20 protein-coding genes and 1 rRNA gene are annotated in these 21,039 nt (G+C 54.5%); 12 read left to right on the top strand and 9 right to left on the bottom strand.

Features of this window, described 5'->3' with window-relative positions; genetic code table 11:
- Positions 1-60 precede the first annotated feature (60 nt).
- The 7 genes from HMJ29_RS18300 (at position 61) to HMJ29_RS18330 (ending at position 3,928) form a co-directional block, all read left to right on the top strand.
- Positions 61-558 carry a hypothetical protein gene (locus HMJ29_RS18300; RefSeq protein ID WP_171592846.1) on the top strand — a complete coding sequence of 166 codons (498 nt, stop codon included), beginning with the start codon at positions 61-63 and terminating at the stop codon, positions 556-558.
- A gap of 130 nt (positions 559-688) precedes the next feature.
- Positions 689-1,051, top strand: a complete 363-nt coding sequence (locus tag HMJ29_RS18305; protein WP_171592847.1) for a hypothetical protein — start codon at positions 689-691, stop codon at positions 1,049-1,051.
- Positions 1,052-1,395: 344 nt separating this feature from the next.
- Positions 1,396-1,797, top strand: a complete 402-nt coding sequence (locus HMJ29_RS18310; protein ID WP_171592848.1) for a hypothetical protein — start codon at positions 1,396-1,398, stop codon at positions 1,795-1,797.
- Between the two features lie 88 nt (positions 1,798-1,885).
- The gene (locus HMJ29_RS18315; RefSeq protein ID WP_171592849.1) at positions 1,886-2,119 is read left to right on the top strand and encodes a hypothetical protein; all 234 of its coding nucleotides are present in this window, start codon (positions 1,886-1,888) and stop codon (positions 2,117-2,119) included.
- Positions 2,120-2,404: 285 nt separating this feature from the next.
- Complete coding sequence (locus HMJ29_RS18320; protein WP_171592850.1) at positions 2,405-2,686, top strand: hypothetical protein; 282 nt, start codon at positions 2,405-2,407, stop codon at positions 2,684-2,686.
- 121 nt (positions 2,687-2,807) lie between these two features.
- Positions 2,808-3,230, top strand: a complete 423-nt coding sequence (locus HMJ29_RS18325; RefSeq protein ID WP_171592851.1) for an STAS/SEC14 domain-containing protein — start codon at positions 2,808-2,810, stop codon at positions 3,228-3,230.
- Between the two features lie 473 nt (positions 3,231-3,703).
- Positions 3,704-3,928, top strand: coding sequence for a hypothetical protein (locus HMJ29_RS18330; RefSeq protein ID WP_171592852.1), 225 nt, complete (start codon positions 3,704-3,706; stop codon positions 3,926-3,928).
- A gap of 412 nt (positions 3,929-4,340) precedes the next feature.
- On the opposite strand, the gene HMJ29_RS18335 is transcribed toward HMJ29_RS18330, so the two are convergent.
- Entirely contained in the window at positions 4,341-5,639 is a 1,299-nt protein-coding gene (locus HMJ29_RS18335) for a Y-family DNA polymerase (protein WP_171592853.1), read from the bottom strand.
- Complete coding sequence (umuD, locus tag HMJ29_RS18340) at positions 5,623-6,090, bottom strand: translesion error-prone DNA polymerase V autoproteolytic subunit (RefSeq protein ID WP_171592854.1); 468 nt, start codon at positions 6,088-6,090, stop codon at positions 5,623-5,625. Before umuD ends, HMJ29_RS18335 begins: the two co-directional genes overlap by 17 nt.
- Before the next feature lie 311 nt (positions 6,091-6,401).
- Between umuD and HMJ29_RS18345 the strand changes: the two genes are divergently transcribed.
- Positions 6,402-6,830, top strand: a complete 429-nt coding sequence (locus tag HMJ29_RS18345; RefSeq protein ID WP_171592855.1) for a hypothetical protein — start codon at positions 6,402-6,404, stop codon at positions 6,828-6,830.
- Positions 6,831-7,088: 258 nt separating this feature from the next.
- Here HMJ29_RS18345 and HMJ29_RS18350 read toward each other — a convergent pair whose 3' ends face one another.
- Positions 7,089-9,278 carry a glutamine synthetase III family protein gene (locus HMJ29_RS18350; RefSeq protein WP_171592856.1) on the bottom strand — a complete coding sequence of 730 codons (2,190 nt, stop codon included), beginning with the start codon at positions 9,276-9,278 and terminating at the stop codon, positions 7,089-7,091.
- A gap of 400 nt (positions 9,279-9,678) precedes the next feature.
- Between HMJ29_RS18350 and HMJ29_RS18355 the strand changes: the two genes are divergently transcribed.
- From HMJ29_RS18355 to rpiA, 4 genes are all read left to right on the top strand, one after another.
- Entirely contained in the window at positions 9,679-11,535 is a 1,857-nt protein-coding gene (locus HMJ29_RS18355) for an LTA synthase family protein (RefSeq protein WP_171592857.1), read from the top strand.
- Positions 11,536-11,540: 5 nt separating this feature from the next.
- The gene (locus HMJ29_RS18360; protein WP_171592858.1) at positions 11,541-11,912 is read left to right on the top strand and encodes a hypothetical protein; all 372 of its coding nucleotides are present in this window, start codon (positions 11,541-11,543) and stop codon (positions 11,910-11,912) included.
- Positions 11,913-12,419: 507 nt separating this feature from the next.
- Complete coding sequence (locus HMJ29_RS18365; protein WP_171592859.1) at positions 12,420-13,436, top strand: LLM class flavin-dependent oxidoreductase; 1,017 nt, start codon at positions 12,420-12,422, stop codon at positions 13,434-13,436.
- A gap of 116 nt (positions 13,437-13,552) precedes the next feature.
- Entirely contained in the window at positions 13,553-14,305 is a 753-nt protein-coding gene (gene rpiA, locus HMJ29_RS18370; RefSeq protein WP_171592860.1) for a ribose-5-phosphate isomerase RpiA, read from the top strand.
- 3 nt (positions 14,306-14,308) lie between these two features.
- Here rpiA and pgl read toward each other — a convergent pair whose 3' ends face one another.
- From pgl to rrf, 6 genes are all read right to left on the bottom strand, one after another.
- Complete coding sequence (gene pgl, locus HMJ29_RS18375) at positions 14,309-15,076, bottom strand: 6-phosphogluconolactonase (protein WP_171592861.1); 768 nt, start codon at positions 15,074-15,076, stop codon at positions 14,309-14,311.
- A complete protein-coding gene (gene zwf, locus HMJ29_RS18380) occupies positions 15,063-16,577 on the bottom strand; it encodes a glucose-6-phosphate dehydrogenase (RefSeq protein ID WP_171592862.1) in 1,515 nt (504 codons plus the stop codon). The genes pgl and zwf overlap by 14 nt, the downstream gene beginning before the upstream one ends.
- Before the next feature lie 41 nt (positions 16,578-16,618).
- On the bottom strand, positions 16,619-18,118 hold the full coding sequence (gene gnd, locus HMJ29_RS18385) for an NADP-dependent phosphogluconate dehydrogenase (protein ID WP_171592863.1): 1,500 nt from the start codon (positions 18,116-18,118) through the stop codon (positions 16,619-16,621).
- Positions 18,119-18,188: 70 nt separating this feature from the next.
- Entirely contained in the window at positions 18,189-19,256 is a 1,068-nt protein-coding gene (locus HMJ29_RS18390; protein WP_171592864.1) for a UDP-glucose--hexose-1-phosphate uridylyltransferase, read from the bottom strand.
- Between the two features lie 10 nt (positions 19,257-19,266).
- Positions 19,267-20,436, bottom strand: coding sequence for a galactokinase (gene galK, locus HMJ29_RS18395; RefSeq protein ID WP_171592865.1), 1,170 nt, complete (start codon positions 20,434-20,436; stop codon positions 19,267-19,269).
- A gap of 415 nt (positions 20,437-20,851) precedes the next feature.
- Positions 20,852-20,963 (bottom strand): 5S ribosomal RNA (gene rrf / locus HMJ29_RS18400).
- Positions 20,964-21,039: the final 76 nt, after the last annotated feature.

Raw genomic sequence — 21,039 nt, forward strand, 5'->3', positions numbered from 1 at the left:
CTGCTTTAATCACCAACTTTAGTTTTTCAGTTTGCGTATATTATTGTTGTGTTTACTTCCATGAAAAGGGTCTCCTTCATACCCACCTTCCTGCAGGCTGCCCGCACTACAGGCCTCCGGGCCTGGCAAACGGGGCGGTTGTTTCAGCGGGCGGTTCGTACCGCTCTCGACTCGGTGCAGGAAGTACTGCGGGCCGAAGTACAAAAGGGCAACGGGCAACTGGTGGCTGATTTTCTGACCAACAAGGCGCTGCCCGCCGCCCGGGCGCTGTTGCTGGAGCGCATGGCCTCCCGCCTGCTAATCCGGCTGGGCCTGCGCGGGGTGCTGGCCTCTAGTGTGGTAGGCTGGGTGCTCCCCTTTGTGGTGGAGCACTTAGTTAAGGTAGGCCACCGCACAGGCCTCTTCGAGAAAATTCGCGAAAACAGCACGGTTACTGACACGCTGCGCCGCCTCGAGGAGCTTAAGCAGGCGACCTGGAAAGCCCTGGCTCCCGACCATGGCACCGGAGCTGAAGTATTGCCCGATGACGCAGAGCCTCCTCGCCAGCTTCCGGCCTAAAATCGGCTCGAAGGGCGCTAAAACACCGTTTTTCTTAGAAAAATTCACTCCCTAAACTTTACTTTATTTTGCCCCTTTTTTACTTGCAAGCATCAATCCAGTCTCCTTTACCAGGTCGTAGGTGGGGCCAATGAAAAACTCAGTTTCCACTATTGCCACAAATTCCGTTCAGGCCTCTCCGTCGGGTAAGGCGCTGCGGGAGCTGTATCGAACTGCCCGCCATATTTACCACTCCGACCCCTACGCCGCTGCCCGGCTGGCCCGTATTGCCGATCAGGCCGAATACTTTCTGCATGCCTGGCCCGAGGAGCAGTGGCCTACTACCCAACCCGGCCCGTACCCATTCCCTAGTCGGCAGGTGCTGCTAGCGTGGGCTGCCACCGCCAAACGCGATGCCACGGCGTTCAGTCTGCTTCCCGAAAGCAGCTGGTCTTACGCGCACTGGCGTCAGGTTACCACTACTTTACTAGCTACACTGGTTCCGTTTGCCTAAGCTTTACGTGCCTGTTTTGCCAGCAGCAATAGCGCCGGCGCAACAGCACACACCTGATTCAGGCTTGTAAACCAGCAGCGAGAGAAACCGTTTCGCGACGAGCCGCTGACCAGTAACAGCAACTGCGCAGTACTAGGTACTCGTCGCGAAACGCATATCCGCGCTACTGGCTTGCCTCTGCGGCGTCGGGCTACATTACATTGGCGGCTCTATTTATTATCGGACATTTGCTTCGCCGCTAGTTACTTCTCTCTGGCAGCCAATTTCCAACGGGCAACGTAGTTACTAGCGCTTTGGCTTTCGGCCCAACCATCAGCTATTTATATACAAGCCCCGCTACATTTATGCTCCTACTCACTTCCCTGTCCTCCGTAAGCTTTTATCTGCACAACATTGGCTGCCGGGCCTTAGAGGCAAGATGGAGCGACCACGGCGGCAGCGCAGTGTTTCGGGAGTCTATAATGGAGGGTCTGGCTCTGGCCCGGCAATACCAGGCCGAGTGCTGGATAGCCGACGACCGGCAGCTCGGCCCTATGCTGCCCGCCGACCTGGAATGGGTAGCCACCGACGTACTACCGGCCCTGGCCGAATCCGGTATCCGTCGCCTGGCCATCGTTGAATCGGAGGATTTACTGAACCGAGAGCTTATTCAGGAGGCCTACATACCGCCGCTCGAAGCCCTGCCCATTGAAGTGCGCCACTTCACTGACCTGCCAACGGCCCGCGCCTGGGCTTGCGGCAAATAGTCTTTGTTAGCGCACTTCTACCGCACCCTACCTACACATCTGGCGTCAGCGGATCCTATTTCCTTTATTCTCTTCTCTACGTATTATTATGAAGCACCTACCTTTCCTGCTCCTGGGTGTTGCTAGTTTATTCCCCATTGCGGCACGGGCACAAGCTCCGGCAGCGCCTAGTGCTACTGCGCCAGCAACAGTGGCCTACGAGTATGGCACTGCCAGCATTCAGAGCCAATTCAATCGGGAATGGCGCTTAGTTGATACTGATCCTGCGCACCCCACCAGCCAGTTCTATGTGCAGGATGAGCAGGGTAAGAAGCGGGCCTGAAAATCTCAGGCCGAAGTACTTAATTATTTGGCCAGCCAGAGCTGGGAAATCCTCCCACTGGGTGTTGATCCTGGCAACGCTACCTTTCACTACATGCTGCGCAAGGCAGGCCGGTAGTTTTCTGTAGTTGCACTCGGCCTGGCGCTGCCCTTACTCGCCTGCCACCGCCGCTCTGTACCCTACGCCCTGCCTGGGGCATCCTGCGTTCAGAGCCAGGTGCTGCCTTCTGCTCGGGCAACAAGGAAAAAAGACTAGATTTGAACCTCCTCTATCCTGTTTTTGCTGATGGCAACTGACGCCCTGCTTTCCCGCTTACAAATCCTCGGCCAGCAGTTGGACGCAGACCACAGCGCTGGCGACGTAGGCAGCGCGGCGCCCTTAACTCAGGCTCGGGAATTTCTGCTTACCCACTTGCAAGAGGAGCCCACCCTGCCCTACCGGGGCGCCGAGTTGCTGGAACTCCTGACGCCTTCCCCACACATTCACTGGCATTGGGAACAGGAACGGGAGCTGGTACTGGAAGGCCTGACGCTGCTGCATCAACTATGGCTGGGCCAGCAGCGCTAACTGGCCTAGTAAACCTGCTGCAGCGCAGGTGCGGGTATCAGCTCCGCGCTACTACTACAGCCGCTTCAGAACGAGGTACTCAGCGGCAGAAGCAATTGAAGAAATAGGTAAACCACCCCTCATGCCCATAGAACTAACCAACGGCTTCGGTAAAGTATATCTCACCATCGAATATGATGCTGCCAACCGGTGGGTCTATAACAACTGGATTGGGTATCAAACCTTCACGGGTATTATCGCCGGAGCAGATGCCTGCCTGTTTCCGCTTAGTGAGAACAAGTGCGCCTACCTGCTCAACGATAACCGGCAGGTGCTAGGCCCCTGGAACCACGCCGTTGAGTGGATTGCCACCCAGTGGGCTCCGCGCGCTATTGAGCAGGGCCTCACTCACTTCGCCCATATCGTCAGCCCCGAATCGATGGCCGCTCAGTCCGCTGAATCAATGTTTCTGGGCATCGGCCAGCGCCTGGAAATGCGCATGTTCAGTGATATTGAGCAGGCCAAAGCCTGGTTACGCGAGGCGCAGCAAGCCGCTCGTAGATAAGGCGCGCATCATCCGGTTGCTCGAGATGCCGTTGAAGAAAGAATACCCATTTGTTAGCTAGACTATATGGCAGCTACTATGCGCAAAAACGATATCAGAGCGTTGGATCTGCTTTTTCCAGCCTAAGTGTTGGGTCACTCGTGACGCTACTACTGGTTAACCCTAACCGGCCCACGTTCTTCTCCTCGCATGCAGGAAGAACGGCTGGGCGTAGGCCACTCCTGCTGAGCCGGGCGCTGAAGTTAGGTGTCTGGAGGCTGCAACACTCTGATAGCTACTAAATGGATTCAATTGCACGCAGGCACTATCAAACCGCGAGTACTCTCTACTTGCTTTATGTGGCTTTGCATATCCTTACCCACGCAGTTCTGCTCTATCTGTATCCAAGCTCTCACGCTGGACTTCAGGTGTATGCCAGTGCCCTACTCGTTTTTGCAATCAAGGCGTTGTTTGGGATACTAGTCGCCCGCAGCATGCGCGCTGGACAAATATGGACCAAAGTGCTCTACGTGCTTTTACTAGCCTATTCACTCTATGTCTTCGCCGGTGATCTTCCCGCCTTGCTGGCCGGCACTGGCCTAGGCCTGAGTATTGATGGGTTCAACATGCTCCTGCTGCTTAGTGTCGGGGTCTACCTGTTCCGTCCTTACTTCACCCGTCGCTCCTCCGCTACAATGGCTGCTGAGCCGGAGGCATAGATCAGTGCTTACTCTATGCTCTCACGATTACTCCCTCATCTGCTGCTGAAGCCTGGCCCGGCGTTGGAAGACCAGTGGACCGAACAAAATCGTATCTTCTATAATATGGATGCAACCACTGGATAGTAGTTGCAAGAGAATATTTACCCACCGGAGCCATTTGATTGGAGGTTTACTCCCGATTCAATTATCGTAACGCGCAGGCTCGACACCCGCTTACGGTGGCCAACTACCTTCACTCGGCGGGGGGGACACTCTCCGCTATGATAGAACGCGGGCTAAAATCCTGGAAATCACGGATCATAAGCTGGTGCTGCGCTTCATCCCCCAGCGTACTTTCGATCCGTATACCAATCTGGAAAGCGCAGTTATGCTTGTCCCGTTAGTGGAGCCCTCCTTCCACGTCTGAAACTTACGCTTGAATGCAGAGCAAATCCTCCCAGCAGGTGGTATAGGCTGGCGTCTGCCATTGGCTCTGCCCAACCCACGGCATCACATACTCCCCCTTCAGTGGTAGCGCCGCAGCAAAGCGCACTGCCCCCGCCCCGAAGCGCTGATTTAGCTTATCCAGCTCGGCCATGAGCTTGGTGCGTCGTTCGGCCTGCTCGTTGGGCTCAAACAGCAACAGCTGCTGCTGGCCAGCCGTCTCCAGCCCATCCAGCAGCACCCCGGCCTTGCGGTACACCGCCCCCGGCTCCCAAATGCGCCTGAGCGCTGCCCGGGCGTGGCGCAGCAGCTCCCCGGTGTCGCTGGTAGCTGTGGGCAAGGTGAGCACGGCCGAATGCGTGTGCGGCGGGGGCTCGGTGCCATACCGGCTCTTACTGATAAATACGGTGAGCACATTGGCGGCTGAGCCCTGCCGGCGCAGCTTCTCGGCCGCCTTGCTGGTGAAGTAGGCCACGGCCGAGGCCACGCGGGTGTACTCGCTTAGTGGCTCGCCAAACGTACGGGTGCAGGCAATACTTTTGCGGTTCAGGCTGCCGTCTTCGCTCGGGGCCAGCGCGTAGCACGGGGTGCCCTGCAGCTCGCGCACCAGGCGTGCGCCCACTACCCCACCCAACTGCTTGCGGGCCCAGCCCTCACTCTGGCTGGCCAGCTGGGCGGCCGTGCTAATGCCCTGGGCCCAGAGCTTCTGGGCGTACTGCCCCCCAATGCCCCACACGTCCTCCACAGGAGTTTGCTCCAGGGCCCATTGTCGTAGCTGCTCCGAGTTGAGCTGCAGCACGCCTTTCAGCGCCGGCGTTTTCTTGGCCAGGCGGTTGGCTAGCTTAGCCAGCGTTTTGGTGGGGGCAATCCCGATGCAGACGGGAATATGGGTGCGCCGCATCACTTGCTCTCGCCAGGTAGCGGCCAGTTTGGGCAGGCTGCCGTGGTAGGCCTCTAGGCCATGCAAATCCAAAAAGCACTCATCAATGGAGTATATCTCCACCTCCGGGGCCACAGAGGCCAGGTAGTGCATCACCCGCCGCGACATGTCGCCGTACAGGGCGTAGTTGCTGGAAAACACCCGTACCCCGTGGCGCTGAATCAGGGGTTTCACTTTAAAGTAAGGCTCTCCCATACGCACGCCCAAGGCTTTGGCTTCGTCGGAGCGGGAGATGATACAGCCGTCGTTATTGCTGAGCACTACCACCGGCTTATTCGCTAGGCCAGGCTGAAATACCCGCTCACAGCTCACGTAAAAGCTGTTGCAATCAACTAACGCGAACATGGCTGGAGAGCCGGCCGCGCCGGGTTTCGGTTACCACGTGCGTCACCACTCCCCACACGTCGAACAGGTCGGGTTGGGTAATTGAGGTTTCCGGATAGCATGGGTTGTCGGGCACCAGAAACCAGGCGCTTGGCCCGCGCTGAATGAGGCGCTTCACCGTGAACTCGCCTTCTAATACCGCAATCACTACGTCGTCTGATTGAGGTTTTAGGCTACAGTCTACGGCCAGTAGAGCCCCGTCGCGTATGCCCGAATCACCCCCAGTCATACTATCCCCCATAACTCGTACTAAATAAGTAGAATCAGGATGGGGCAGCAGCAAGCGGTTCAGATCCAGCTTGATACCACGATGGTCTTCTGCCGGCGAGGGAAACCCTGCAGGAACCAATGTTTCAAAGAAAAGTAGCCATAACGGCTTACGCGCAACAGGTAAAAGAACAACCTTACTCATGGCAAGAACTACTAGGTATGCCACAAGTATACGTCTAGCTAATTTATTTAGCTAGACGTATACTAATATATTTAGTATTCATCAAGCAGAATAGCACCCTCAAATAGAATTAAATTGCTCCTGCGAGAGCTTGATCAGATGGAAAATTTCCTTCAACAGAGCTTCAATATCCCTGCATTACCCTGCCTAAGCTGCTTCCAGAACTCCCTTTGCCTATAGCAGAGATAAGCCTTTATAATCTGAATAGGGCGGCTTAGCTAACCAACCATTCAGCAGACTACTTCTACACAAGCATTCCATACCTTGTTGTAATGAAAAACCTCTTCCTTGTCTCTGTATTATCAGCTACGCTTTTTTCCTGCCAGAAAGAAGGTGTTGCGCAAGCTGAGCTCAACGATTATCCCCAAACGTGGCGCCTCGTGAAAATGACTGGTCAGTTTCCAGCTTCGGTCACCACAGGCTCTGCCCTTCCCTGGCAAGAGACACTAGCTTTCCGGGCAGACAGCACGTTCACTAAAACACGCAAGCAAGGCGACCAGAAGGCAGAAACCACGGGTACATTTTCTTTGCGCAGAAATGCAGATCGGCAGTCCGTTATTCTCACGTACCCTAGCAAGCAGGAGCTTGTCAATAACTGTGTGGCTTCTCCCAAAGAAACCCTCATTTTCAATGCCGATACGCTTGTCAGCTCAGCACTGGCATGTGATGGGCCGCGCTTAGAGTACAAGCTAGCACAGTAACCCAGCATCATTCCCCAACAAAGAGCCCCCAAGATTCAATCTTAGGGCTCTTTGTGAGCAGCACCATCTATAGTTCCTAAAGATACCTCAGAGCGGAGCGCTTCTCATCCAGCCTTTAGTGTACCCACATAAGCACCGCAAAGGCTAGGCCAGTACAACAGGCACAAAAAAAAGCCGTCCCCACCCGGAAACGGCTTTTTTGAAATCGCGGCGCGGAGAAAATTCCCACCCAACTCCGGCGCGATTCTGACTCTGGACTTAGTGCCGGAACAGAAGTTCGCGGTACTTTACCAGGGGCCAGTCCTCATCGGCCACCATCAGCTCCAGCTTGTCAACGGAGCGCCGGATGGTGTCGAAATGTCCTTTGACGTTGTCGCAGTAGGCCAAGGCCCGCTCGCGTGTATCGTCAATCTTGTTAGCCACTTTGCGGCTGTTCACCATCTCATCCACATTGGTTTTGATGATGCTGATGTGGCGCGAAATAGCTTTGATGGTATCTACCGTCACCTGCGAGTTCTCATCGTCGAGGCCTAGCTCACGCAGACCGCGTACGTTGTTAACCAGCTTGGTCTGGTAGGCCACCGCGGTTGGGATGATGTGGTTGATGGCCAAATCACCCATCACGCGGCTTTCAATCTGAATTTTCTTGATGTAGTCTTCCAGCAAAATCTCGTGGCGAGCATGCAGCTCTACATGCGAGAAAATGCGGTGACGCTCAAATAGCGTGGAAGCATCGTCCTGAATCAGGGCGTCCAGGGCCTGCGGCGTGGTAGGCACGTTAGCCAGCCCACGCTTAGCAGCTTCCTCCTTCCACTCGTCGGAGTAGCCATTGCCCTCAAAACGAATGTTTTTGGAGCTGATTACATATTCGCGCAGCACCTCCACAATGGCTACCTCCTTCTTCTTGCCCTGCTCAATCAACGCATCTACCGACTGTTTAAAGTCGATTAGCTGCTCAGCCACAATGGCATTGAGGGTAGTCATGGCCGAAGAACTGTTAGCCGAGGAGCCAACAGCGCGGAACTCGAATTTGTTTCCGGTGAAAGCAAACGGCGAGGTCCGGTTGCGGTCAGTATTGTCGAGCAAGATGGCCGGAATCTTATCAATGCCCAGCTTCAGGTAGATATTGTCGCCCTTGTCCAGCGGCACTTTAGCGGTGCGCTCCAGCTCGTCCAGCACAGAGTCCAGCATTGAGCCCACGAAAACCGACATGATAGCCGGCGGTGCTTCGTTAGCTCCCAGACGGTGGTCGTTGGAAGCTGAGGCAATACTGGCGCGCAGCAGGTTGCCGTAGCGGTGCACGGCCTTGATAGTAGTAATGAAGAACGCCAGGAACTGAAGGTTCTCCTTGGGCCGGCGGCCGGGAGCGAGCAGGTTAACACCCGTGTCGGTGCTCATGGCCCAGTTGTTATGCTTGCCCGAGCCGTTTACGCCCGCGAAAGGCTTCTCGTGCAGCAGCACTTTGAAGTTGTGCTTGTCGGCCACACGCTCCATGATGTCCATCAGGAGCTGGTTGTGGTCAACGGCCAGGTTGGCATCCTCGAAGGTTGGGGCGCACTCAAACTGGTGAGGGGCTACCTCATTGTGGCGGGTGCGCAGCGGAATACCCAGCTTGTTAGACTCCTCTTCGAAGTCGAGCATGAAGGCATGAACGCGAGCTGGGATAGAACCGAAGTAGTGGTCTTCCAACTGCTGGCCTTTGGCCGGCGAGTGGCCGAACAGGGTGCGGCCAGTCATGATCAGGTCAGGGCGAGCAACATACAGCGCCTTATCAACCAGGAAGTACTCCTGCTCAATACCCAGCGTGGTATGTACGCGCTGCACATCTTTATCAAAGTACTGGCACACATCAACTGCTGCTTTCTCCAGCGAGGCTAACGACTTAAGCAGCGGAGCTTTATAGTCAAGGGCTTCGCCAGTGTAGGCCACAAAAATTGTGGGAATACACAGGGTTTTGGCCCCAGCGGTTTCAATGATGAAAGCCGGCGAGGTGGGGTCCCAGGCGGTATAGCCGCGGGCCTCAAACGTGTTACGGATACCACCGTTCGGGAAGGAGGAAGCGTCTGGCTCCTGCTGTACCAGCGCGGAGCCTTTGAAGTTCTCAATCGGACGACCGTCAGAATTCAGGTCGAAGAACGAATCGTGCTTTTCAGCGGTAGCACCGGTCAGGGGCTGGAACCAGTGCGTGTAGTGCGTGGCCCCCTTGGCCATAGCCCACGTTTTCATTGCCGAAGCAACCGCATCGGCCACGCTACGCTCTACTGGCGAGCCTTGCTTAATGGCAGCCTGCAGCTTTTTGAAATACTCACCGGGCATGGTGGCCCGCATGGCGTCGAGGTTAAAAACATTCTTACCGAATGAGTCGGAGCGACGCTCCCCAGAAATAGCTACAGCCAGAGGCTGGCGCTGGTCTACTATTTCTAAAGCTTTAAAGCGAAGAGTTGCCATGTAGAAAGTAAAGTGAGCAATTCAAGTGCGAGTTCTTACGCAAAGGTAGAGTTATCCGTCAATCTTTTCCAAATACCCCCTCTAATAAGAAGGCCTTTTCGACAAAATCAGCAATTTTATCTACATACCCCTGTAATATAACAGGCCTACACCTTAAAAAAACGGTACTATGCTCGTACTTTTGCTATTATTTATAAGGCTGTCTTGTTAGATAGTATTGTCTCAAAACGATAACAGGTACTATAACAGCATTTAAGCAATTCAACCTGCTGCTTTTCGCGTGGTTTGCGGAAGCAGCCTAGATAAACGCGGCACAACCGGCGCATGGGGCGCTGGGCCTGTTACCAGATCATGAGCCTTTATACGCAACCCTGGCGCTGGTTCCGTTACCTTTGCCCTTGTGAGAACCCGTTTCGCGTTTCAGCCCCGCTATTTTCTGTTTTGGCTGGCGTATTTCGTGGCCTCGAAGGCCGTATTCCTGCTTTATCATTACGCCAAGCTCCGCCTGCTTCCGGCTGGCACAGGGCTGCGCATTTTCAGCTATGGCCTGCGCCTGGATGCTTCCGCTACGGCGTATCTGTGCCTGCTGCCCTTCTCACTGTTTTTGGTGGGCAGCCTAGCCGGCCCCCGGTTTCCGCTGGAACGCCTGCTCCGGTTTTTCACGGCCGTGACAGGCATTGTAGTAGCCTTTTTTACCGTAGCTGACCTGGAGTTGTACCGGGCCTGGGGTTTCCGGCTAGATGCTACCCCCCTGCAATACGTGGCCACCCCTGGGGAAATGGCTGCCTCAGCCGGCAGCGCCCCCGTTCTGCTGCTAACGGGGCTGTTTGTTGGTTTGCTAGCCCTCGGCTGGGCTTTGTACAAGCTGCTGGTTGGGCGCTTGCCGGAGTTGCCTGCTAGCTTCAGCCGGTTTCGGGCAGGGGTTGCGAGCTTTCTGTATGTTCTGCTGCTGGTAGTACCCATGCGCGGTGGCGTTCAGCAGATTCCGGTTAACCAGAGTGACGTGTATTTCTCCTCGCAGCCGTTTGCCAACCACGCGGCGGTAAACGTGCCCTGGAATGTAGCTAACTCATTGCTGCTGCAGAATAGCGGCCCCAATCCTTATCAGTTCCTGCCCGATTCTACCGCCCGGCGGCTGGTCACTGCGCTGTACCGGCCCACTTCTGGTACCAGGCTCCTGCTACGCACCGCTAAGCCCAACGTACTATTCATCATATTGGAAAGCTTTACGGGCAAGCTCGTAGGCCACCTGGGCGGTGAGCGGGGTGTCACGCCTACCCTTGATAGTCTGGCGCGTACCGATGTAAGCTTTCGGCACGTATATGCCGCCGGCGACCGAAGCCAAAAGGGGTTGGTGGCACTGCTTTCCGGTTATCCTAACCAGCCGACAACCAGCATTATTAAGTACCCGCGCAAAACCGAGCGCCTGCCTCACCTCGCGCAAACCCTCAAAAGCCAAGGTTATAGCACGGCATATTACCACGGCGGAGAACTAGCCTTCGCTAACATGAAAAGCTACCTCATCACGGCAGGCTACGAGCGTTTCACTGAGCGAGCCGACTTTGCGCCCCAGGACCAGAACTCTAAATGGGGGGCTCACGATCATGTGCTCCTGACCCGGATGCTGCACGAATTGCCCCAACAGCGGCAGCCCTTTTTCGCAACGGCCTTTACTCTCAGCAGCCACGAACCGTTTGATGTGCCAATGGCCCCTCGCTTCCGTGGCAGCAGTGAAGCTGCTCAATTCCGGAACTCAGTGTTTTACACAGATCATGTGCTAGGCCAGTTTCTGGCACAGGCGCGCCAACAACCGTGGTGGCAGAATACACTGGTAGTATTAGTTGCCGATCATGGTCACCCCCAGCCCGGCGACACACCCAATGAAGCACCCGCTAAATTTCGGATTCCGCTCCTCCTGACTGGTGGTGCCCTGCAGCCCGCCGCACGTGGCTTAGCAGTTGAAACTTATGGCAGCCAGACGGATGTGGCCGCTACCTTACTCCACCAGCTCGGGCTTACCAGCACTCAGTTTGCCTGGAGCCGCGACCTGCTGGCTCCAGCGCCGGCAGCATGGCCGGGTGGGTTTGCCTTCTACTGCTTTACCGATGGCTTTGGGATAATGACACCCAGCGGCAGTGTAACGTATGATAACGTGGCCCACCGCGTGCTACACAGCAGCCGTACCGTGCCTAAAACCCAGCTGCTGCTGGGGCAGGCCTACGAGCAAACTTCCTTCCAGGACTTTTTGAAAAAGTAAGGTATATGGCTGCCCCCAAGCTTCCAGAGCTGCTCTTTGTGTATAACGCTGATGCCGGCGTTGTAAATGGCTTGCTTGATATGGTGCACAAACTGATTTCACCAGCTACCTATTCCTGCTCCCTGTGCGCCCTTACTTACGGAGCGGCCACGATGCGCCCAGAGTGGCGGGCATTTCTGAAGCAGTTGCCCGCCCGCGCTACCTTCCTGCACCGCGATGAGCTACGTCGCCAACACCCCGAGTTAGCTGCTCAGCCGCTGCCCGTTGTTATGCGCCGGCAAGGTGGCCTGGCTTGGCAACCTTTCCTGACAGCCACCGAACTGGCTTCAGCGAGTGAGCTTCAACAGCTGATTCAACTAATTCAAAGCCGGCTATAGGTCACTTCCCGGCTTATCATGGCCCTCTATGCGGCCTGTGCGGGGAGCCTACTTACAGCTTCATATCTCCTCCTTACGCCTTTAATTTAACTGTGCTGGCTATTTCAGTATAAAGCTAGACGGTTATCACCAATCAGAGTAAAGGTTAGTGTTCTACCCTTTGGGCTAGTCTTCATTTGCTTAAGCTTACTTGTGCGGGTTCCGCTGACCCATAGCAGCGAATAAAGTTGAGTGTTTACCTAATGCTTTTTGCCGCGAACCAGCCAACACATTATTTATCTCCTGAGCAGTTGAGCCTTTTATGACTGCTGAAGTAGATAAGATTATACCTCTTCTGTGGGTTCAGCATCTCCGTTCCGCTGTAAGTGACTGGAACGAGCAGTTGAATATATGTACATACATCAATTATGCGTATCTTTGCTTATCCCCTTAAACAGGTGCCTGCTTAGCGGCCCTGATGGCAACCAGCTGGGGACAAAACCTTTTATACTCTTATAGTAAAACTATATGGAAATTGGAATAGATAGCTTCGCGGCTGCTCGCCAAACCAATGGTACGGCCCTCAATGGTGCAGATGCTATAGGCCAGTTGCTTGCCCGCATTGAACACGCCGATCAGGTGGGGCTTGACGTATTCGGCATTGGTGAGCATCACCGCGTAGAGTACCTCGACTCTGCTACGGCCGTTATTCTGGCTGCTGCTGCCGCACGCACCAAGCAAATCCGCCTGACCAGTGCCGTAACCGTCCTGAGCGCCGCCGACCCGGTGCGAGTGTTCCAGGAGTTTGCTACCCTTGACCTAGTCTCCCAGGGCCGTGCTGAAATGGTGGTGGGCCGAGGCTCTTCCATTGAAGCCTTCCCCCTCTTCGGGTTCGACCTAGATGACTACGACGCGCTGTTTGCAGAGAAATTAGAGCTCCTGCTAGCTATCCGCGACAAGGAGAGGGTGCACTGGAGTGGCAAATTTCGGCCGGCCCTTACTGGTCAGGGGATTTATCCCCGACCTCTGCAACCGCAGTTGCCGGTGTGGTTAGGCGTTGGTGGCACTCCCCAGTCTTTTGTGCGGGCGGGTATGCTAGGCTTGCCCCTCATGGTGGCTATTATCGGCGGCGATACCCATCGGTTTCGCCCCTTAATTGATTTATACCGGAATGCTGGCAAGCAGGCCGGTTACTCGCCGGAGCAATTGCCGGTAGGCCTCCATTCATTAGGTTACGTGGCTGAAACCACAGAGCAGGCTCTTGAGGAGTTTTACCCAGGCTACGCCCAAACCTTCAGCAGCCGCGCCCGCGAACGGGGTGGCGCCCCGGTTACGCAAGGTCAGTTTATGGCTCAAACGGGCCCATTGGGCGCTCTGTTGGTTGGCAACCCCGAAGAAGTAGCGGCCAAGATTATGCGGCACAGCGAGGCGCTGGGTGGTATTTCCCGGGTTACTTTCCAGATGGATGTGGCCACGCTGCCCCACCAAAAACTAATGGAGGCTATTGAGTTGCTTGGTACTCGTGTGGCACCTCTAATCCGGTAAAGCCAAATTAGCTTTTCCCTAAAAGAGAGAGGCCTACCAAACACACCCCCCGCCTTGTAAGTAAACAGTATGGGGCTGTGTTGGTAGGCCTCTCTCTTTTCTTTTATCTGAACCTAATGCTTCCTTCTGCTCCTCACCCCAATCAGCTCGATCAAGAAAAAAAACTGGCTGCCGCTGCTGCCTTGCGCTGGGTGCAAGACGGCATGGTACTAGGCCTAGGCACCGGCAGCACAGCCGCCCACTTCATCTCGCTGCTGGGTGAGGCTGTCCGTAATGGGCAACTGCGGGTGCAAGCTACCGCTACCTCCCAGGCTAGCGAAGCTCAGGCACGTGAGCTTGGTATTCCCTTGTTGCAGCCACGGCGCGGCTTGCGGTTCGACCTGACCATAGACGGAGCTGATGAGTTGGACCCGCAGCTCCGGCTAATTAAAGGCGGGGGCGGCGCGCTCCTACGAGAGAAAGTTCTGGCTAACGCTTCTGATTATCTGCTCATTATTGCAGACTCTACCAAGCTGGTACCCCAGCTAGGCCAGTTTCCGTTGCCCCTGGAGGTAGTGCCGTTCGCGCTGCCCTGGGTATTGGACGCCGTAGCTGAGTTAGGCGGTGCCCCCGTCTTGCGCCCCGATCGGCGCAACCCGCAAGAGCCCGCTCGCTCTGACCAAGGCAACCTATTAGTTGATTGTCATTTCAACCAAATTCCCGACCCAGCCCAGGTAGCTGCGCAGCTTAAGACCATTCCGGGCCTAGTAGAGCACGGTTTGTTTCTGGGTTTAGCGCGGGCGGCCTTGGTAGTGCAGAGCGAGCAGGTAATGGCGGTGCGGCCCGGCATTGGGCCTGTTCCTGCTACAAGTTTTACTCAGCTTCCGTAAGCCTTATGTAGCGTTGGTTACGGTGCCTAAGTGACCTAGCTCTGAGGCGGCAGCTTGGTCCATAAACCAATGAACGTTGCCGCTGGTGGGAGCAATAAGCTGGGCTGGGTACTCTTCAATCTGCCGATCTTCTGTTAGCACCCGCTTTACTGCCAGTGCTTTGTCGGCACCATACACTAAAAAAGCCACTGCACGCGCCTGGTTAATTAGGGGAGCGGTAAAGGTGATCCGGTAGGCCTGTTTTTCCTCCACAAACACCGCTTGTACGTTTGCCTCCGTAACGTGTAGCACGGGCGTGTGCGGAAACAACGAAGCCGTGTGCGAATTATCCCCCAGGCCTAGTAGCACTAAATCAAACCGGGCCGTGTCAGGAGCAAAAAACTGCTCTATGCTCTGGGTATAGCGTTCAGCTGCCTGCTCTGGCGTCAACGCCGTATCTACCGCAAACACCTGCTCCGCTTTAATGCCAAGCGGGTCTAGCAGAGCTGCCTTAGCCATCCCGTAATTGCTATCTGGGTCAGTGTGGGGCACGTAACGCTCATCCCCGAAAAAGAAAGCGCCTTTCTCCCAAGGTATTTGCCCCCGATACGCAGGTGAGGCCAGTAGCTCAAACAACTTCTTCGGTGAGTTCCCCCCAGATAGGGCTACGCTGAAGCGGCCTTGTGCGGCCACTGCACGCAGGGCCGCATCCCGGAAGAAGTCAGCCATTTGGCGCAGCACTTCCTCGCTAACCAGAGCAATGTGAAGCTCGGGAATGTTATTTTTTTCCATTGAGCGGGAGAGTAAACCAGTGATATCCGTCGCGGGCAATAAGAGCTTCGGCTACTTCCGGCCCCCAGGAATCGGCGGAGTAATTAGGAAAGCTTTGGCTGGCCCGCCCTTCCCAGGAGTTGAGGATAGGCATAATCAGGTCCCAGGCAGCTTCTACCTGGTCGCCGCGCATAAACAGGGTTTGGTCGCCGAGCATGGTATCCAGGAGCAGCGTTTCGTAGGCCTCAGGGGCTTCGTTGGAATACGTTCCTTTGTAGTCAAAAACCATGTCCACGGTGTTGAGCATCATGTCTAGGCCAGGTCGCTTGGCTTGTACCTGCAGCCGAATGCTCATTTCAGGCTGAATACTGATGATCAGCCGGTTTTGCTGCCAGCTTTCCGCGGTTTCCGTCGGGAATACGCAGTGCGGCACGTCCTTAAACTGTACCGTAATGCTAGAGGCCGACCGGTGCATACGCTTGCCCGTGCGCAGGTAAAAAGGCACATTTTGCCAACGCCAGTTGTCCACAAAGAACTTCACGGCAGCAAACGTCTCAGTGTTGGAGGGTGGCTTCGACTCCACTTCCTCACGGTAGCCGGGCACCTTCTTGCCTTCCATCCACCCGGCTCCGTACTGGCCGCGTACTGCCGATTCGCGCACGGTTTCGGGTGTAAACCGGCGCATGGCCCGCAGTACATCCACCTTGCGGTTGCGGATCTCATCGGCGTTGAAATTGACGGGCGGCTCCATGGCCACCAAGCAGAGTAACTGCAACAGATGGTTCTGAATCATATCGCGCAGGGCACCGGCCCCGTTGTAGTACCCACCCCGGTCTCCTACCCCAAGCTGCTCCGTTACAGAAATCTGCACATGGTCGATGTAGTTACGATTCCAGAGGGGCTCAAACAACGCATTAGCAAATCGAAAAGCCATGATGTTCTGAACCGTCTCCTTTCCCAAGTAGTGGTCGATGCGGTAAATCTGCTGCTCCGTGAAAATATGGCCTAGCAACTGGTTAAGCTCCTTCGCCGACTCTAAGTCATGCCCAAAGGGCTTTTCAATCACAATTCGGGTGCGCTCCGGGTCAGCGGAGAGCTTGCTCTTCGAGATATTCTGAGCAATAACCGGAAAGAAGTCCGGCGACACTGCCAAGTAGTATATCACGTTAGGTTGAGTACCCCACTCTTTTGCGTAGGCCTGAATCCGACGAGCGAATGGTTCATAAGCGGCTGCATCCTGCACATCTGCCGCCTGGTACACCACGTGACCAGAAAACGCCTTCCAGGTATCGGCATTGGCCTTTCCACTGCGTGAAAACTGGTTGATGCCTTCCAGCAACCGGTCGCGAAAAGCTTCATCCGTCAGCACTGTACGCCCCGTCCCGATAATAGCGAACTGCTCCGGCAGCCATCCATCCATAAACAAATGATAGAGGGCCGGCGCTAGTTTGCGGGCATTTAAGTCCCCCGTTCCGCCAAATATTACGAAGACGGTAGGTTGAATATTTTTATGGCTAGTCATGCCTAAAGGTTGCTTTACGGATAAAAGGAAAAAGTCGCAGTCTACTTATTCGGGATAACTGGCTGTTCTCCTTTATTTTCTTCTCCTACCTGCGTGTCTTGTTTGTTGGCGGCATCCTCATGCTCCGGAGTCCACTGGGTGTGGAAGACTCCCTCTTTGCCAACCAGCTCATATGTGTGAGCTCCAAAATAATCGCGTTGCGCCTGAATCAGGTTGGAGGGCAAACGACTAGTGCGCAGAGAATCAAAGTAGCCCAGGGCTGATGCGTAGCCAGGCATGCCTAGTCCGGCAGTTACGGCCGCGGCAACTACTGTGCGGGCACCCGGCGCCGCTTGATTTACTACCTGCTGCACTTGCCCGTCGAGCAGCAAGTGCTCAAGATCCGGGGCCTGCTGAAAGGCGGAATAAATGTGGTTCAGAAACTCTGAACGGATGATACAGCCACCGCGCCAGATGCGGGCAATATCAGCTAAATGTAACTCGTAGCTATAATCCCGCGAAGCCTTCGTGAGCAGGTGCATTCCCTGCGCATAGGTAATGGCCATACTGAAGTAAAAGGCCTCTTCCAGGCTTTGGAGAAAGGAGTCAGTATCTACTGGCAACGGTTCAGGAGAAGGGCTGTACAGTTCTGCGAGCTGCTGACGAAGAGCCTTATACTTAGACAGGTCGCGCATTGAAACTGCAGTATCAATGGTGGGAATGGGCATCTCCAACTCCATTGCTACCTGCGAAGTCCACTTCCCGGTTCCCTTAGAGCGAGCCTCGTCTTTAATATCATCCAGCAATAGGTGGTCGGTGTTCGGAGCCTGAAACCGGAAAATGTCCTTGGTAATGTCGAGCAGGAAAGACTGCAGACGACCGTTATTCCAGCGTTCAAACACCTGGCCTATAACCTCATTGCTCAGGCCCAGACCACGCTTCATCACATCATAGGTCTCTGCAATCAGCTGCATGAGGCCATATTCAATACCGTTGTGCACCATTTTCACGAAGTGCCCCGCCGCCCCGGGGCCCATATAAGCTACACACGGCTGGCCGTCTACTTGAGCCGCAATAGCTTCAAACAGAGGCTGTAGGGTCTGGTAAGCGTGTTTATCACCGCCTGGCATCATACTCGGACCAAATCGCGCGCCTTCCTCCCCACCCGATATGCCCATACCGAAGAAGTGGAAGCCCGCTGTTGCAAGTGTGTCGGCGCGGCGGTTCGTATCAGTAAAATGCGAGTTACCACCATCAATAATAATATCGCCGGCAGCCAACAAGGGTTTTAACTCCTCAATCACGCTGTCCACAATGGGCCCGGCAGGCACCAGCATCATAATAGCACGTGGCGTGCTTAAGCTTTGCACAAACTGCGACAACTCAGCAAAGCCCTTGACGGGCTTACCGGCTCCCTCTTCACTTAGCAGGGTCAGCTTACCAGCATCTTTGTCGTAGCCAGCCACTGCCACATCATGGTCAGCTAGGTTTAGCAACAGGTTACGGCCCATGGTGCCTAGGCCAATCATTCCAAACGAAAAGGTTTCGGGAGTTGCTTTCATTAGTTGGAGGTTTCAAGACCAGGCTTTAGCCCGGCATCTTACTATAAAAAACGTGAATATAGCGGCGGCATTACTGCGGCTGCGTGTGCTTGTAGTGTGTGCTAGGTAGCTCCCGCAGGCGCTGAGCTGCTACTTCTGCTGTAATATCCCGCTGAGGGTTTGCGAGTAGCTCGTACCCTACCATAAACTTGCGAACCGTTGCTGACCGCAGCAGTGGCGGGTAGAAATGCATATGCCAGTGCCAGCTTTCGTGAGCCTCCCCATCAGTAGGGCGCTGGTGTAGGCCTGCCGAGTAAGGAAACGATATTTGAAACAGGTTGTCGTAGCGAATGGTTAACTGTTGTAGTGCCTCAGCCAAGGCGTTCTTCTCTTCATTCGTGAGCTGAGCAAGATCTTGCACGTGACGGCGCGGTATAACTAACGTCTCGAAAGGCCAAACAGCCCAATAAGGTACCAGCACTACAAAGTGTTCATTCTGGAACACTATGCGTGTCCGTTCTTCCAACTCAATGTCCAGATAGTCAGTCAGCAAGCTACGGCCATGCTCTGTCCAGTAGGCCAGTTGTTGAGCCGTTTCTCGCGCTGGATCGTCAGGGACGGTACGTTGCGCCCATATCTGTCCGTGTGGGTGCGGGTTACTAGCCCCCATCATAGCACCCTTATTCTCGAAGATCTGCACATAATTTATATCAGGCCGTGCCCCAAGCTCCTGATATTGCTTCACCCACACATCCACTACTTCTCTAATGGCTGTTACTTCCATTTCGGGCAGTGTAAGATCATGGCGTGGTGAAAAGCAGATTACCCGAGCAACACCCGACTCAGCTTCGGCCCGAAGTAATCCGCGCACATTCACACCACCAATTGGCACAGTAGTCTGCAGCGCTGCAAAATCGTTATCAAACACGAATGTGCTGGTATACTCCGGATTCTGCATACCACCCGCGCGGCTATTTCCGGGGCAGAGATAACAAGTAGGATCATACGCCAGCCGTTTCTCCATTGCCGGTTTTTCCTGCTGACCTTGCCAGGGGCGCTTTGAGCGGTGCGGGGATACCAGCAGCCACTGGCCTAGCAACGGATTGTAGCGACGGTGCGATTGTTCGGTAGGGGCAAAGAGGCCGGAGGTGTTTGACATTGCTCGATATCTAGGCAATTAAATCTTGATCGACACGTGAAACGCCATCTACCAGAACCGTGTGATATGTTTCCAGTGATAGGCCTAGTTCCCGTTGATAAGCCTCTTTCATGCCTCTTTCAAAAGCCGGCACGTGTTCAGGAGTGACCAAGTTGATAGTACACCCGCCAAAGCCGCCGCCCATCATTCGGGCGCCAAATACACCAGGAAGATGGCGAGCAGCCTCAACTAATACATCTAATTCACAGCAGCTTACCTCATATTCATCACGCAAACCGGCATGAGAGGCGAACATCAACTGGCCTACTGTAGTCAAATCACTTTCATTCAACGCTTGACTTGCAGCCTCAACACGGTGGTTCTCCTCTACCACGTACTTACAACGCTTGTATATAACAGGTCCAAGGTGCTCGAGTTGGGCATCCAACTGCGCCAATGTTACATCGCGCAAACTTGAAACTTCTGTGTAATGGCGTTTGAGAACATCTACGCCCTGTTCACACTCACGACGACGGGTATTGTATTCAGTACTGGCTAAAGAATGCTTTACGCCCGAATTACACAGCACAATATTACAGGCAGCCGTATCAAAAGGGTAATAGTCGTAATCTAAGGAGCGACAGTCAAGTCGAACAACATGACCAGCTTTACCAAACAAACTGGCAAACTGATCCATAAGGCCAGTACGTACTCCTGCGTAAGTATGCTCTGCACTCTGGGCCATTTTCGCTAGAGTGAGTTCATCTAAGCCACTATCCAGTAAGTGATTAAGCGCAAAGGCAAACCCACAACAAAGTGCGGCAGAAGAAGATAGTCCAGCACCTAAGGGTATATCACCGCCAAAAATGCAGTCAAAGCCCGGAACTAAAATACCCCTTTGCTGGAACTGCGCTATCACTCCCAGCAGATAGTTCGCCCATTGCTTCTCGCCTGCGGTAACAGACGACACCGGTATTATCAGGGTATCCTGCTGGTCATCATAGGCTATCAACCGAGCCTCTTGCTGATGATTGCATGCAATAGCGAAATATATTGCCCTATCTATAGCACCAGGCAACACAAAACCGAGGTTGTAATCCGTATGCTCACCAATTAGGTTAATCCGCCCAGGTGCACGCACTAACAGCGGAGCATGCCCAAATCGGCGATGGAACTCAGCAGACAATAGTTCAGCATCCATAAGGAAGTTAAACTACACATCTGTCGTAAGGTTACTTTCATTGAGAAAACAACGAGCATACATATATGAATACTGCTCTTGGTATAGTGTATAAGAACAGGTAAGCACCTCCACTACATCCGAATTTGTTATAACGCAAAGTTCTGCCTCGTTAGATACTATAACTGGTTCTTATGTAAAAGCATCAGGGAATAAGTATAACTGCTTGCATAAAAAAAAAGAGGCCTAGCGCATGACGCGCTAGGCCTCTGGGGGTGACCGGCCTGCTGGTCCGCTCGCAAGGAACTGCCGACCGGCAGTAAACGCCGCTGAGCCGCTTTCTCCCCCTGTTCGCTCGCGGGGCGCATCCTGGACCCGTGGGTCCGGACGCGGCGCACGCGTAAGCGGGGGCCAAAGCGGCTCAGCAGTTCAGTAAGGTTGGCGGCGACCTACTCTCCCGCCGGTGAAGGCAGTACCATGGGCGCTCCGGGGCTTAACGACTCTGTTCGGAATGGGAAGAGGTGAACACCCGGGCTAAAGCCACCATTACTGGTGTCAGCAGATCGTGTTCGGGATCTACTGCAATAACTCGACGCAGTGAGCGAGAAAGAAAAAGAAGCTAGG

The sequence above is a fragment of the Hymenobacter taeanensis genome, from assembly GCF_013137895.1.
In the GTDB taxonomy this organism is placed as follows: domain Bacteria; phylum Bacteroidota; class Bacteroidia; order Cytophagales; family Hymenobacteraceae; genus Hymenobacter; species Hymenobacter taeanensis.

Excerpts from the sequence above, each read along its gene's own strand:
- HMJ29_RS18345 (WP_171592855.1), top strand. The coding sequence starts at position 6,402 with ATGAAAAACCTCTTCCTTGTCTCTGTATTATCAGCTACGCTTTTTTCC.
- HMJ29_RS18320 (WP_171592850.1), top strand. The coding sequence starts at position 2,405 with ATGGCAACTGACGCCCTGCTTTCCCGCTTACAAATCCTCGGCCAGCAG.
- HMJ29_RS18390 (WP_171592864.1), bottom strand. The coding sequence starts at position 19,256 with ATGTCAAACACCTCCGGCCTCTTTGCCCCTACCGAACAATCGCACCGT.
- HMJ29_RS18315 (WP_171592849.1), top strand. The coding sequence starts at position 1,886 with ATGAAGCACCTACCTTTCCTGCTCCTGGGTGTTGCTAGTTTATTCCCC.
- HMJ29_RS18335 (WP_171592853.1), bottom strand. The coding sequence starts at position 5,639 with ATGTTCGCGTTAGTTGATTGCAACAGCTTTTACGTGAGCTGTGAGCGG.
- HMJ29_RS18330 (WP_171592852.1), top strand. The coding sequence starts at position 3,704 with ATGCGCGCTGGACAAATATGGACCAAAGTGCTCTACGTGCTTTTACTA.
- HMJ29_RS18300 (WP_171592846.1), top strand. The coding sequence starts at position 61 with ATGAAAAGGGTCTCCTTCATACCCACCTTCCTGCAGGCTGCCCGCACT.
- HMJ29_RS18310 (WP_171592848.1), top strand. The coding sequence starts at position 1,396 with ATGCTCCTACTCACTTCCCTGTCCTCCGTAAGCTTTTATCTGCACAAC.
- HMJ29_RS18350 (WP_171592856.1), bottom strand. The coding sequence starts at position 9,278 with ATGGCAACTCTTCGCTTTAAAGCTTTAGAAATAGTAGACCAGCGCCAG.
- HMJ29_RS18305 (WP_171592847.1), top strand. The coding sequence starts at position 689 with ATGAAAAACTCAGTTTCCACTATTGCCACAAATTCCGTTCAGGCCTCT.
- HMJ29_RS18365 (WP_171592859.1), top strand. The coding sequence starts at position 12,420 with ATGGAAATTGGAATAGATAGCTTCGCGGCTGCTCGCCAAACCAATGGT.
- pgl (WP_171592861.1), bottom strand. The coding sequence starts at position 15,076 with ATGGAAAAAAATAACATTCCCGAGCTTCACATTGCTCTGGTTAGCGAG.
- HMJ29_RS18360 (WP_171592858.1), top strand. The coding sequence starts at position 11,541 with ATGGCTGCCCCCAAGCTTCCAGAGCTGCTCTTTGTGTATAACGCTGAT.
- HMJ29_RS18325 (WP_171592851.1), top strand. The coding sequence starts at position 2,808 with ATGCCCATAGAACTAACCAACGGCTTCGGTAAAGTATATCTCACCATC.
- zwf (WP_171592862.1), bottom strand. The coding sequence starts at position 16,577 with ATGACTAGCCATAAAAATATTCAACCTACCGTCTTCGTAATATTTGGC.
- galK (WP_171592865.1), bottom strand. The coding sequence starts at position 20,436 with ATGGATGCTGAACTATTGTCTGCTGAGTTCCATCGCCGATTTGGGCAT.
- rpiA (WP_171592860.1), top strand. The coding sequence starts at position 13,553 with ATGCTTCCTTCTGCTCCTCACCCCAATCAGCTCGATCAAGAAAAAAAA.
- umuD (WP_171592854.1), bottom strand. The coding sequence starts at position 6,090 with ATGAGTAAGGTTGTTCTTTTACCTGTTGCGCGTAAGCCGTTATGGCTA.
- gnd (WP_171592863.1), bottom strand. The coding sequence starts at position 18,118 with ATGAAAGCAACTCCCGAAACCTTTTCGTTTGGAATGATTGGCCTAGGC.